The organism is Paraburkholderia sp. J11-2, from assembly GCF_905220185.1.
GTDB lineage: Bacteria > Pseudomonadota > Gammaproteobacteria > Burkholderiales > Burkholderiaceae > Paraburkholderia.
This window is the reverse complement of the sequence record NZ_CAJMYY010000042.1, coordinates 1-12,359: the sequence shown is the minus strand read 5'-3', so window position 1 is coordinate 12,359 and position 12,359 is coordinate 1. Positions and strand designations below refer to the sequence as shown.

The following is a 12,359-nucleotide window of genomic DNA, read 5'->3' as shown; positions in this document are numbered from 1 at the left end:
CTCGCGCTGGCCGCATTCTCCCGGTCACTGGTGAGAGCGCGCTGATTGCGCGACGCCAATCGACAAAACATTGACGTGGCCAGCGCGCGGCCCGGGAAGCACAGGAAGAGGACCGCTGGCGCCTTTGGACGTCAGCAACACGCGACGATGTGGCGCGTTGACCGCGGGTCGGGACTCTCGCTCGACGAAGCGAACGTGATGATTCGCGAGCTGAAAACAGGGCCTTTGCTCGATGGTTGTCGCGGGCGGCAGAATGGCGATGTTTCCGCGTTCGCGTCGGCGATCGTAGCTTTCTCGCAGATCGCGTTACTCGGCGATACGCTGCTCGAGGCAGAAATCAACCCGATCTTCGTGCTTGCCGAAGGGCAGGGCGTGCGGGTGGCAGATGGCGTTGCCGTTCTTGCAGACACAAGCCACGCGGGCTGAAAAATCACACAGTTCGTAGCAGATGACGACCGGCCTCGGCCGGTCGATATTCCTGCTCGCGCTAGTGCAGTATCTTCGAGAGGAAATCCTTCGCGCGGTCGGATTTCGGGCGCTCAAAGAACGCCTCCTTGAGGTCGTCTTCCACGATATTCCCGCGATCCATGAAGATCACCCGATGCGCGACCTTCCTGGCGAAGCCCATCTCGTGCGTCACGCACATCATCGTCATGCCTTCCTGCGCCAGTTCTACCATCACGTCCAGAACCTCATTGATCATCTCAGGATCGAGTGCGGAAGTCGGCTCGTCGAACAGCATCGCAATGGGATCCATCGACAACGCGCGGGCAATCGCCACACGCTGCTGCTGTCCGCCGGAGAGCTGAGCGGGATACTTGTCCGCATGGGCGCGCAGGCCAACGCGGTGCAGTAGCCGTAGTGCCTTGTCGGCCGCCTCATCACGCCCTCTGCCCAGGACCTTCATTTGCGCCAGCGTCAGGTTCCCCGTAATCGACATGTGCGGAAACAGTTCGAAGTGCTGAAAAACCATCCCGACTTTCGAGCGCAGCCGGGAGAGGTTGGTCTTTCGATCGCCCACTGACTCGCCGTTGATCCTGATCTCGCCGCTCTGGAACGGCTCAAGTCCATTGACCGTCTTGATGAGCGTAGATTTGCCAGAGCCCGACGGGCCGCATACGACGACCACTTCGCCCTTTTTCACTTCAGTTGTACAGTCGGTCAGCACCTGAAACTGACCATACCACTTGGAAACATTGCTGATAGAGATCATTTTGAAACCTGCGTCTGGGAGTGTTGGCTAGGCAGTGTCGCGTTTTTACGTTGATTTCACCGATGCCGGCCGGCCTGGTAGCGATGCTCGAGCGAGCGCGCGTACCAGGTAAGCGGAAAGCACATCGCGAAGTACAGCAGCGCGACCATCGCGTAGATCGGGAACGGACGGAACGCGGCGTTCGTGATCATGGTGCCGGTCTTGGTCAACTCGGTGAGCCCGATGATCGACGTCAGCGCGGTGCTCTTCACGACCTGCACAAGAAAGCCGACGGTGGGCGGCACGGCGATCTTCCAGGCCTGCGGCCACACGACGTAGCGCAACTGCTGGGGCCACGTCATACCGAGACTGGCCGACGCCGCCCATTGCCCTCGCGGTATGGCATCGACACACCCGCGCCAGATGTCGGCAAGATAAGCGCCCGTATACAACGTGAGCGTCACGGTGGCGGCGAGCCAGGGCGACACGTCGACACCGAGCAGAGGCAAGCCGAAGAATCCGAGAAACAACTGCATCAGCAGCGGGGTGCCTTGAAACACCTCGACGTACAGCATCACGACGCGTCTCAGCCACGGCACCGGCGACACTCGCATTGCCAGCAGCACGAGACCCGTAAAACCACCGCCGACGAAGGCAGCGAGCGAAAGCAGGACCGTCCAGCGCGCGGCGAACAGCAGATTGCGCGCGATGTCCCATAAGGTGAACTCGACCATTACGAACGCTCCGTTGGAAGAGGGGAGGCTGCCGCGCGGGCGCGCAACGAAAGCAGTGTGCGCAGACGCCCGCGCGGTGTGCTGCCCGCGCCGCGAAGCGCCTTGCCAGCAAAGAGGCCTTTGCCCAGCCGGTTGATCAACAGCCGCATCACGATGGAGAGCAGGAGATAGATGACTGTGACGATCACGTAGCTCTCGAACGAGCGGAAATTGCGCGACTGGATATAGTTTGCTGCGTAGGTCAGGTCGGGCACCGAGATCTGAGACACGACGGCGGAACCGAGCATGACGATCAACACCTGGCCGAGCAGCGCCGGGAAGACGTTGGCAAGCGCCTGAGGCAGCACGACGTAGCGGAACACCTGGCGGCCCCGCAGGCCGAGCGCCATCGCAGCCTGACTCTGCCCGCGCGGAATCGAGTCGATGCCGGCACGCACGATCTCCGTCGCGTAGGCGCCCAGATTGACCGTCATGGCCAATACCGCCGCCTGCATCTCGTCGATCTGTACCCCAAGACTCGGCAGTCCGAAAAATACGAAAAAGAGCTGCACGAGAAAAGGCGTATTGCGTATCAGCTCGACATAGGACGCAATCAACGCGCGGCTCCACTTCGGTCCCGCGACGGCAATGCTCGCGCCCACGATGCCGACCACGCCGCCCAGTATCGTGGAGACGGCCGTGAGGCCAAGCGTTACCTCGACGCCACGCGCGAGCATGCCCGCGTACAGACCGAAGTCACTGAAATCAAACGTATAGGTCATCGCGGCGCCTTCCGTATTTCAGGGGAGGAAAACACGTCCAACATTAAAGATTCGTCGGCAGCGGAGCGCGCAGCCACTTCTGCGAAATCGCATTCATCGTGCCGTCTTTCTTCGAAGTGGCGATGGCCTCGTCGACTTTCTGCATCAGGCGTGGCTCGTTCTTGTTCATGCCGACGTGATCCGGCGAACTGAAGAGCGAGAACTTCTGTTCGGGATCGTTGGCCGGATGACGCGCCATGATGGTTGCGCCGACGTCGTTGCCAACCACGAGCAATTGCGCCTGACCGGACAGAAACGCGGAGATCGCGCCGTTCGGATCGTCAAAGCGCTTGATGGTCGCAGTGGGCGGAGCCACTTTCGACACGCTCAGGTCTTCGAGTGTGCCGCGCGCGACAGCAACCGTCTTGCCGGCCAGGTCTGCCGCATTCTTCACGGGCAGCGACTTGGGGCCGAATACCGCGAGATAGTAGGGCGCGTAAGGCTGCGAGAAGTCGATCACCTTGGCGCGCTCAGGGGTCTGGCCAACCGAAAGCAGCAGGTCGGTCTTGTGATCCGCGAGGTACGCCATGCGGTTGTCGCCTGTCACCTGTACGAGTTCCACTTTCGCGTTCAGCGCCTTGCCGATCAGGTTGGCCACATCGATGTCGTAGCCTTGCGGCTTCATGTCGGGGCCGATCGAACCAAATGGCGGATAGTCCTCAAAGACGCCGATGCGCACGACGCCCGATTTCGCGATCGTATCGAGCGCGTCGGCATGCGCGAGCGGGGCGAACGTGCAGAGGCCGGCCATGCCGGTAAGCGCCACGCAGGCTGCAGTGCGCGCCAGCAGGCGCTGCATGGGAAGAGTGATAAAGGCCGGGGTGTTCATGACGGTATGGCTCCTGTGACTGCTCTATTGAGGGGAAATAGCGTTCAGTGGACGCTGCGCGCCGCAATCAGCCTGCAGGCGTGGGCTGGCAACTCCGCAAGCACCGGTATGCCGATCGCGATGTCGGGCGTCTCGCGCGGCGTTGTCGCCGCAGTCAGCGTGAAGCCGTCGCAGTCGATCGTCGCCTCGATCGATGCGCCCACATCGCGCACGAACAAGACCTTGCCGGCAACCGTATTCGCCCCCGGGGGCGAAGCCGCGGGGCGCACACAGATGTCCTCGGGCCGGATCAGCAGGCGGATGTCGCCTGCCGGGCCCCGCGCACGCGAGGCGGCGCTCACGGCGATCGTCCGGCCGCCGGGCAGTGCGATCCGGTCGGTGCCATCGAGCGTCACCGGCAGGATGTTGCCGAGACCGATAAAGTCGGCGACGAATTCATTGACGGGATCGCGGTAGATGTCGAGAGGCCTGCCGACCTGTGCAATGCGGCCATTTTCCATCACGACGATCTCGTCGGCCATCGTCATCGCTTCGCGCTGGTCGTGCGTGACCATGATCGTCGTGATGCCAAGCCGCTGCTGCAACAAGCGGATCTCGACCTGCATCGCTTCGCGAAGCTTCGCATCCAGTGCCGACAGCGGCTCGTCGAGCAGCAGCAGTCTGGGCGCCGAGGCGATCGCACGTGCGATCGCGACGCGCTGCCGCTGCCCGCCCGAGAGCTGCGTAACGGGCCGGTTGGTCATATGCGGGAGCTGGATCATCTCGAGCAGTTCGGCGACGCGCTTCGCCTGTGCGCCGCGCTCGACGCCGCGCAGTCGTAACGGATACGCGACGTTCTCGGCGACGGTCATGTGCGGGAACAGCGCGAGTGACTGGAACACCATGCCGAAGTCGCGCCGGTTCGCTGGCACGTGGGTCAGATCGCGGTTCGAGAACATCACGGAGCCCGAGGTCGGCGTCTCGAGCCCCGCGATCATCCGCAGCAACGTCGTTTTGCCGCAACCGGACGGTCCGAGGAAAGAGACCAGTTTGCCGTCCGCGACGCTCAGGTCGACGTGATCGACGGCAAACGTGTTGTGGAAGCGCTTCGTGACGGCCTGGAGTGAGAGTTGGGTCATGAGAACTCCTTATTGCGCATTCATGTACGGGCGCGGATCAGATTGCGACGCCTTTGTCGCCGACGAGCTTTTCCAGCAGCCAGATCAGAGCAAAGTCGACCATCACGATCACAGCGGCGAACGAGAACACGGTCGGGTCCAGCGAAGAGACGGTCCGGCTGTAGAGCCACACGGGCAACGTCATCGTGTTGATGCTGTACAGAAAGAACGTCACCGTGAATTCGTTGAACGAGATGATGAACGCGAACAGCATGCCGGCCAGGATGCCGGGTCGCATGAGCGGGAGCACGACATCGAGGAGTGCGCGATGCGGACTTGCGCCCATCACGAATGCCGCTTCCTCGAACTCGGCGCCGACTGACGCGACCGATGCCGCACAATTCTTCACGGTGAACGGCAGGGCGAGGATCACGTGCGCGATGATGAGCCGAAGCACGCCGAGGTCCGTCGGCAACACATTGAAGACCAGCAGGAGCGAAAGGCCCAGCATCACCAGCGGATACACGAGCGGCAGCGCGACCAGTTGCTCGACGATTGCCTTGCCGCGAAAGCGGTAGCGCGACAGCGCATACGCAGCCGGCACCGATACGGCGGTTGCGATCAGCATCGTCGAGACGGCGACGATTAGGCTGGTCGTCAACGCGGTGCCCATCGAAAGCGCGTCCCCCGCGTCTGGCGACACGAACGTGTGCCACGCCGCGTGATACCAGCGCAGGCTGAGGCTCTGCGGCGGAAATTCGAGCGTGTCTGAATTGCCGAACGACATGGTGATCAACGTCAGTATCGGCAATGCGGCGAGAAAGAGCACGATCGTCGCAAGGAGACTGGTGACTCGCCCGAGCCGGCCGGGCATCGTCGCGGGAATACGAAGGGTGCTCATGCGCGGGACTCCCCATGACGTTGGAGTCTGTGTGCGAGCCGCTGCGAGATCGCCATCACCGTGAGCGTCGCGACCATCAGCACGACGCCCGATGCCGACGCGGCGGGCCAGTTCAGCAGCGGTGCGACCTGGTCGTGCACGAGCACGGCAAGCATCGGTACACGGCGTCCGCCGAGCAGCAGCGGCACCGCGAATGCGCTCGCGTTATACGCGAACACGAGCAGCGCGCCGGACACGAGCCCCGGCATGGCGAGCGGCAGCATGACGTGGCGCAGCGTCTGCCAGCGCGTGGCACCCAGGGTCGCCGCCGCCTCTTCGTACGACTGCGAGATCGCACGCATGGCGCTCGATATCGGCAGTACGGCGAGCGGGAACGCGGTCTGGATCAGGCCGAGCAGCACGCCGTTCTCGCGATACAGCCACAGTATCGGCCGCTGGATGACCCCGGCGGACAGCAGCACGTGATTGACGAGCCCCGCCGGCCCGAGCATGACGAGCCAGCCGTAACCCTGCAGCAGCAGGTTGACGAGCAGCGGCAACAGCACACCGGCCAGCAGGAGCCGCCGCGCGAGCCGCGACTGCGTGCGCGCCATGGCCAGCGCGACCGGAATCGCGAGCACCACGGCGCACACCATGCTCTGGAACGCGAGCTTGAGCGTGAGCCACAGCGAGCGCAGGAAGTACGTGTCGCCGAGGTCCGCATAGTTTTGCAGCGTCCACGTATGCCACTCGTTGCCCGATACGCCGAAGCTCATGCGCAGGACTACGATCGTGGCGGCGACGAGCACGGCGAGAAACGCGAGAATGGGCGCGAGCAGCAGCAACGGCGGCACGCGGGGAAGCGCAGGCGGCATGTCGTGTTGCGCGCGGGCGTCGTCGCTGGAAGCCGCTGCGCCCGCGCGGCTCGAAGAGAGTGTTGGCATGACCGTCAGGCCGCAAAGAGCTCGGTATAGCGCTTGATCCACGCGGACTGAACGGCGGCCAGCGCCTTGTCGTCGTGCAGCACCGCTTTCTCGGCAATCTGCTGGGGCGAGGGCACGAACGCACGGCTTTCCGCCGGGATCATCGCTTTGCCGTTCACGGGACCGTTGAGCACGTCCGCGGCCATGCGGCCCTGGACGCCCGCATCGAGCGAATGGTTGATGAACGCGTGAATCAGGTCAATGTCACCGGGGTGCGCCTTCGGAATCACCGTGAACATCAACTGGGTCGCGAAGCCCTCCTTCATGCCGTAGGTCACGCCCATCTTGTACTCCGGCTTGCGGATCTGATCGGGGAAGAACGCCGGGGAATAGATGCCGCCGATATCGAGCGAGCCGGTGCGGAACAGGTCGGCCACCTGGTTCGGGTTCTCGCCGAGCGTCATGACGCGATCCTTCAGTTGCGCGAGCTTCGCGAACCCAGGTTCGATGTTCTGCTGCGAGCCCCCGTTCATCTTCGCCGCGATGATCGCGAGATCCACGGCCTCGGCCCATTCGGGTGGCGGCAGGAACAGGCGTCCTGAATATTTCGGATCCCATAGCGCCTCGTAGCTCGCGGGAGGCGCCTTGACGGTCGACGTGTTGTAGATCAGCCCGTCCGACCAGAGCAGGTAGCCCACGCCGAATCCGTTCGCGCCCGTGCGGTACTGCGGCGCGACCTCCTTGAGGTTCGGCAGCTTGTCCAGGTCCGGCTTCGTCAGAAGGCCAGCTTCGCCGAGACCCGACGCGCCGACGCCGGCCAGCGTGATCACATCGTAGGTCGGCCGATCGCCGGAGGCTTTCACCTTGGCGACCATGCCGGAGGTGCCGTCCGCGCGGTCGGCGATCACCTGCGCGCCGGTTTTCGCGCTGAATGTGTTGGCTATGTTGCGCAGGGCGGCAGCACCGGTGTCGTCGGACCACGTCAGCAGTCGCAGCGTCTTGCCGGCAAAGTGCTTCTCCTGTGCCTTCGCGGTGCGGATAAACGGCATCGGCAGCGCGGACACTGCCAGCGCAGCCCCCAAAGTCTTGATGGCTTGCCTTCTAGTCAATTTGGAGTCCTGCATGATTGTCTCCTGGATCAATCGTGTGTCTGGGTGTCCGCTCTGGCCGCCATTCGGTAACGCGGCGGGTCAATCAACTGTAGGTGGGTCAAAAACACGCAGCAAACGAAATCTCTGCATGCGCGCCATGATGTAAGCTCATGCGCCGCCGCTGTTCTGCGCCGCGCGAGGCGGCTCCGCTGCTGGCATCAGGATTTGTTTGATTTCCTGGAACGCCGCGAGCCCGAACGGACCCAGTTCGCGGCCAACGCTGCTGCGCTTGTAGCCGCCCCATGAGGTCTGAGGAAAGATCAATTGTGGTGCATTGATCCAGACGACGCCGGCTTCGAGTTCGCCGGCGATCTTTTTGCCGCGTTCGGCGTCCCCGGTGACGATCGTCGCGACGAGGCCAAACTCGGTGTCGTTCGCGGCGCAGACGGCCGCTTCGTCCGTGTCGAAGCTGCGCACGCAGAGCACAGGCCCGAAGATCTCCTCGCGCCACAACACGCTGTCGACCGGGACGTCGACAAATATCGTCGGCTTCACGAAGTATCCGGGACCGGCCGGCGCCTCGCCCTCGATGACGAGGCGCGCGCCGTCGGCTTTGCCGCGCTCGATGAATCGCTTGACGCGCTCATACTGGGTGCGATTCGTGAGCGGCCCCATTTGCACACCTGCCGTGAACGGATCGCCGACCACGGTGCGCGTCGCACGATCGGCGAGACGAGCGACAAGCTCGGCCTGGACCGATCGCTCGACGAGCACGCGCGACGTCGCAGAACACATCTGCCCCGCATTGAAGAATCCGCCCGCCATGACGAGATCGGCGGCCAGCTCGAGGTCCGCGTCCGCGAACACGATGATTGACGACTTGCCGCCGAGTTCGAGCCCGACGCCCTTGATCGTATCGGCTGCTGTCTTCATCACTTGCGTACCCACAGCGGTGCTGCCCGTGAACGAGACCTTCGCAACGAGCGGGTGCGCCGCAAGGGGGGCGCCGACCTCCGTTCCGGTGCCGGTCAGGACGTTCACGACGCCGCGAGGTACACCGGCCTGCTCGATGATGGCGGCAAGCTCCAGTTCGGGCAGCGGCGTCACCTCGGAGGGTTTCAGCACCACGGTGCAGCCCGCGGCGAGCGCCGGCGCGAGCTTCCAGGCGGTGGTCACCATCGGGAAGTTCCACGGCACGATCAGCGCGACTACGCCGGCCGGTTCTCGGCGGATCTGCGCCTGGTAGGCGCTGCTGGGTATCGCTACGCCGGATGCGCCGGTTTGAGCCAGTTGTTCCGCGAGCTCCGCGTAGTAGTTGAACGTGGCGACGACGTCATCGACATCGATCTGCGCCTCGGCCAAGGGTTTGCCGTTGTTCAGCGACTGAAGCGAGGCGAGACAGGCGCGACGCGCCTCGACGCCGTGCGCGATCGCCCGAAGGACAGACGCCCGTGCGGTACCAGTCGTGCGCTTCCAGGCAGGCAGCGCACGGGCCGCGGCCCGTACCGCGCAATCGACGTCATCGGGGCCGGCGGCCTCGACCTCGGCAATGATCTGCTCAGTCGACGGATTGACGACAGGCAGACGGCGCCTGGTTTCTGCCGCGCACCAGCAGCCGTCGATATAGAGCTGGGTGCGCAGCGAGCCTGATGGCTCTAGAGCCGCCCGCGCTAAAGTTTCGGCGTTCATGCCGGCACCTTTGCAAACCATTCGGCTTCGCTGACCTCGATCACCGTCGGTACATCACGCACCGCCGCGAGCCGCAGTTGCGCGGCCAGGGAGTCGGGGCTGTCTGCCTGGCAGGCAGCGCATCCAAAGCCGCGCGCGAGCGCGATGAAGTCGGGCGTATGAATGTCGACGCCAACCGGAACGATGTTGCGTGCAGTCATGTACTTACGGATCTCGCCATAGCCGAAGTTGTTCCACAGCACCACGACGGCCGGGACTCTCGCTTCAACTGCGCTCGCGAGTTCTGGTAACGTGAACTGCAGTCCGCCGTCGCCGATCAGGCATACGACGGGTCGCTCAGGTGCCGCGAGCTTGGCGCCGATGGCGGCGGGCAGGCCGTAGCCGAGCGTCCCGTAGCCGGTCGACGAATTGAACCAGGAGCGCGGTGCCGGTGCGTCATGCACGAAGTTGCCGGCGTAGACGGGACTCGTCGAATCCCCGGCGATGATGACGTCGGGGAGCGCGTCGACGATGGTGTCGATGAGGCGCCGCTGCGCAATCGTTGGGGCATCCCACGTAGCGGCAAGCGCGCCGCGAACGGCCGCCACGCGGGCCGCCCCCCAGTCGCCGCCTTCCCCGGCGCGCACCGTGCGTTCATGCAGCCTCATCGAGAGACTGCCAAGCGCCTGTTGTGCGTCGCTTGTGATAGGCACGTCCGCACGGAAGTTGCGCGCCAGTTGCTGAGCGTCGATATCAATGCGGATCAGGCGGCCGTCGATCGCGAAGCCTCCATCGAACACCACGTCATAGTCGGTTTCGCCCAGTTCGGTGCCCACCGCGAGCACCACGTCCGCTTCCCGGATCAATGCGCGGGTGGGTGGCAACGACTGCGTCGAGCCAACCAGCAGCGCATGGGAAGGGGGCAGCAGGCCCTTGGCATTGGTCGTGAGTGCGACTGGCGCCTGCAGGCGTTCGGCAAGTTCACGCAGTTCCGCCGCGGCGCCTACCGCTCCGCCACCCGCGAGGATCAGCGGCCGGCGCGCACTGGCAAGCAGGTCGGCGGCCGCGGCGAGGGCGGCTGCACTCGCCGCGGGTCTCGCTGGCAATGCGGCGCGGCGGCCGGGAACGCGGGGCGCCGGCGCAACGATCACATCGAGGGGGATTTCGATGTGCACCGGCCTTGGCCGCGCGCTTTCGAATACGGCGAACGCGCGGGCCAGAACCTCAGGCAATTCGGCGGCATCGAAAAGCGTGTGAGAGAACGCCGCAAGACCCGCGAATACGTCGCGCTGTGACGGTAGCTCGTGCAGACGTCCGGCTCCCGTGCCCAACTCGCGTCGCGCGTTGACGCTCGAAATCACGAGCATCGGGATCGAGTCGGAGTAGGCCTGGGCCATCGCCGTTGCGATGTTCGTCATGCCCGGTCCGGTAATGATGAAGCACACGCCCGGCTTGCCGGTCACACGCGCATAACCGTCGGCCATGAAGCCCGCGCCTTGTTCGTGGCGTGGCGTCACGTGCCGGATCGCCGAGGCTGCGAGGCCCCGATACAGTTCGACTGTATGCACGCCGGGAATCCCAAACACGTATTCGACGCCATACGCCTCGAGTAGGGAGACCAGTGCTTCGCCACAGGTTTGATCGGGTATAGGCAGCCGATTCGTCGTGCGATTGCCGGCCTCATCCAGGCGGGCAGGGTTGTCGGGGTAATTCATCGGTTGTCGCGTTCCTGTCTGGTGTGAGCCGGCAGGGGTGCCGGTGGATATTGCCCGATACCTGCTCAGGGGCGCATGCACGCGCGATGGATGCCAGTCCACTAGCCTTGAGCATGTACACCGTTTTGCTGAGGCCATTTTCAGCGCCGGCGTGGGTGCGAACAATCGATAAGTTTTCATGAGGTGCATGAACTTGCCTCATGGACTGATGAAAACCCGTATGGTGGATTTCTTCACGCGCATCGGGGTGCGTGGGGGCGTTAACAACGAGAAACCCATGCCGAAGATGGCGTGCCAAGACCTGCGGAGATCGTCGATTGGCGATTTGGCTCGAACGCAGACAGACAAAGTTGCCCAAAATTTTTCAACGAATATAAGAATCGCGCCCCATCATCCAGTTGACGCTTGGGCAATTCGGTTCGGCGGTTCAAGCGGAGATGGTCCGTCCTGTTCCCTCGAGGATGGCCAGAAAGACAAGCTGCTGATCAACGAAGACTGTGCCGCGGTGCCCGGAAGATCAGGGCGCAATTCGGCCTCGATCTGATGGATGCTCGGCAAGCTGGTTCCGCGCGCTCCTGAGCGCCTTCCGCCAACGCCAGGAAATTAAAGATGTGGGGATCCTTCAATGCTTCTCGGGCAAGAGCGGATTGAGGTGTGGAGGCAGGCGTTCGGCGACATTCGTAACAGCATTGCCAGCCCGGCTACATGCATCCGTTTCGACCTGCGCGACGAGCATAGCCCTCGATCAACCGTGTTCGAGCGTCTTGGTGGAGTACCAATCGCGTTGGACGGGGTCCTTGACCTTGTCAGGCAAGGTGCAAAGGTGCCGCCAGGGCAATTGTTTAGCAGGCTGCTGCACAAATTGCGGGTCCGGCCAGGCTTGGGCGAGCGCGCGCATGTGTTTCAGGTTGCGCGGCGAGAAACCCCGCATATCCGGAAAGGCGACCTTCAGGTCACGTGCAAGCTGTTCGACGATGCCGGCTCCCCATCCCTGGCTACCAGTACAGCTTAGTCAGTTCGCAGTTGCACGCTCGACGCGCAGCTTCAACTCGTACAGCCAGCGGCGGTAATCTTCACTCGCAGCGAGGTTTTTTGAGGTCATCTGACATGCATTCCTGGCTTCGCGCCGCCGATCGGTGCCGTCAAGCTTGACTACCGCAACCCGCAGTCGTCTTGATGGGGCTGGATGATAGCGCCAGAAAACATTATGTTAATTAATTATTCAGACCGTTGTTTTGGACTGCCTCACACCAGTTGAGGCACTGGACGAGCCTGCCCGCGTGCGGGGGCATATTCCTTCTATTAAAATTTCAGGGACAGAATGTCCGTCTGAAGCTATGTCCGTGCGGGAAATATGGCAGACTATGTGCATGGTTCATGCACATAGGAGGTGCGCATGAATAATACGCCTGTGGTGCAACCCGATGCCA

11 protein-coding genes and 1 pseudogene are annotated in these 12,359 nt (G+C 63.2%); 1 reads left to right on the top strand and 11 read right to left on the bottom strand.

Features of this window, described 5'->3' with window-relative positions:
• Positions 1-168: 168 nt before the first annotated feature.
• Positions 169-426, top strand: a pseudogene (locus U5A57_RS37570) (acetate--CoA ligase family protein); the annotation flags it as partial.
• Positions 427-487: 61 nt separating this feature from the next.
• Here the strand turns inward: U5A57_RS37570 and U5A57_RS37565 are convergent.
• The 11 genes from U5A57_RS37565 to U5A57_RS37515 form a co-directional block, all read right to left on the bottom strand.
• Positions 488-1,213 carry an amino acid ABC transporter ATP-binding protein gene (locus tag U5A57_RS37565; RefSeq protein WP_321917011.1) on the bottom strand — a complete coding sequence of 242 codons (726 nt, stop codon included), beginning with the start codon at positions 1,211-1,213 and terminating at the stop codon, positions 488-490.
• A gap of 56 nt (positions 1,214-1,269) precedes the next feature.
• Entirely contained in the window at positions 1,270-1,926 is a 657-nt protein-coding gene (locus U5A57_RS37560; RefSeq protein ID WP_321917009.1) for an amino acid ABC transporter permease, read from the bottom strand.
• Complete coding sequence (locus U5A57_RS37555) at positions 1,926-2,687, bottom strand: amino acid ABC transporter permease (RefSeq protein ID WP_321917007.1); 762 nt, start codon at positions 2,685-2,687, stop codon at positions 1,926-1,928. Before U5A57_RS37555 ends, U5A57_RS37560 begins: the two co-directional genes overlap by 1 nt.
• Before the next feature lie 43 nt (positions 2,688-2,730).
• Positions 2,731-3,555: a transporter substrate-binding domain-containing protein gene (locus tag U5A57_RS37550; protein WP_321917005.1), complete on the bottom strand. Its 825-nt coding sequence runs from the start codon at positions 3,553-3,555 to the stop codon at positions 2,731-2,733.
• Between the two features lie 44 nt (positions 3,556-3,599).
• Positions 3,600-4,673: an ABC transporter ATP-binding protein gene (locus U5A57_RS37545; protein ID WP_321917004.1), complete on the bottom strand. Its 1,074-nt coding sequence runs from the start codon at positions 4,671-4,673 to the stop codon at positions 3,600-3,602.
• A gap of 37 nt (positions 4,674-4,710) precedes the next feature.
• On the bottom strand, positions 4,711-5,553 hold the full coding sequence (locus U5A57_RS37540) for an ABC transporter permease (RefSeq protein WP_321917002.1): 843 nt from the start codon (positions 5,551-5,553) through the stop codon (positions 4,711-4,713).
• Positions 5,550-6,476 carry an ABC transporter permease gene (locus U5A57_RS37535; RefSeq protein WP_321917001.1) on the bottom strand — a complete coding sequence of 309 codons (927 nt, stop codon included), beginning with the start codon at positions 6,474-6,476 and terminating at the stop codon, positions 5,550-5,552. The genes U5A57_RS37540 and U5A57_RS37535 overlap by 4 nt, the downstream gene beginning before the upstream one ends.
• Positions 6,477-6,481: 5 nt before the next feature.
• Positions 6,482-7,579 (bottom strand): ABC transporter substrate-binding protein, encoded by a 1,098-nt coding sequence (locus U5A57_RS37530; RefSeq protein WP_321916999.1) that lies wholly within the window; start codon positions 7,577-7,579, stop codon positions 6,482-6,484.
• Positions 7,580-7,714: 135 nt separating this feature from the next.
• On the bottom strand, positions 7,715-9,235 hold the full coding sequence (locus U5A57_RS37525) for an aldehyde dehydrogenase family protein (protein WP_321916998.1): 1,521 nt from the start codon (positions 9,233-9,235) through the stop codon (positions 7,715-7,717).
• A complete protein-coding gene (locus tag U5A57_RS37520) occupies positions 9,232-10,929 on the bottom strand; it encodes a 5-guanidino-2-oxopentanoate decarboxylase (protein WP_321916996.1) in 1,698 nt (565 codons plus the stop codon). The genes U5A57_RS37525 and U5A57_RS37520 overlap by 4 nt, the downstream gene beginning before the upstream one ends.
• Before the next feature lie 745 nt (positions 10,930-11,674).
• Complete coding sequence (locus U5A57_RS37515) at positions 11,675-11,881, bottom strand: DUF1016 N-terminal domain-containing protein (protein WP_321917083.1); 207 nt, start codon at positions 11,879-11,881, stop codon at positions 11,675-11,677.
• Positions 11,882-12,359: the final 478 nt, after the last annotated feature.

Bases quoted from the DNA above. Each gene is read 5' to 3' on its own strand.
- U5A57_RS37555 (WP_321917007.1), bottom strand. From the start codon at position 2,687: ATGACCTATACGTTTGATTTCAGTGACTTCGGTCTGTACGCGGGCATG.
- U5A57_RS37560 (WP_321917009.1), bottom strand. From the start codon at position 1,926: ATGGTCGAGTTCACCTTATGGGACATCGCGCGCAATCTGCTGTTCGCC.
- U5A57_RS37525 (WP_321916998.1), bottom strand. From the start codon at position 9,235: ATGAACGCCGAAACTTTAGCGCGGGCGGCTCTAGAGCCATCAGGCTCG.
- U5A57_RS37545 (WP_321917004.1), bottom strand. From the start codon at position 4,673: ATGACCCAACTCTCACTCCAGGCCGTCACGAAGCGCTTCCACAACACG.
- U5A57_RS37535 (WP_321917001.1), bottom strand. From the start codon at position 6,476: ATGCCAACACTCTCTTCGAGCCGCGCGGGCGCAGCGGCTTCCAGCGAC.
- U5A57_RS37530 (WP_321916999.1), bottom strand. From the start codon at position 7,579: ATGCAGGACTCCAAATTGACTAGAAGGCAAGCCATCAAGACTTTGGGG.
- U5A57_RS37540 (WP_321917002.1), bottom strand. From the start codon at position 5,553: ATGAGCACCCTTCGTATTCCCGCGACGATGCCCGGCCGGCTCGGGCGA.
- U5A57_RS37550 (WP_321917005.1), bottom strand. From the start codon at position 3,555: ATGAACACCCCGGCCTTTATCACTCTTCCCATGCAGCGCCTGCTGGCG.
- U5A57_RS37565 (WP_321917011.1), bottom strand. From the start codon at position 1,213: ATGATCTCTATCAGCAATGTTTCCAAGTGGTATGGTCAGTTTCAGGTG.
- U5A57_RS37520 (WP_321916996.1), bottom strand. From the start codon at position 10,929: ATGAATTACCCCGACAACCCTGCCCGCCTGGATGAGGCCGGCAATCGC.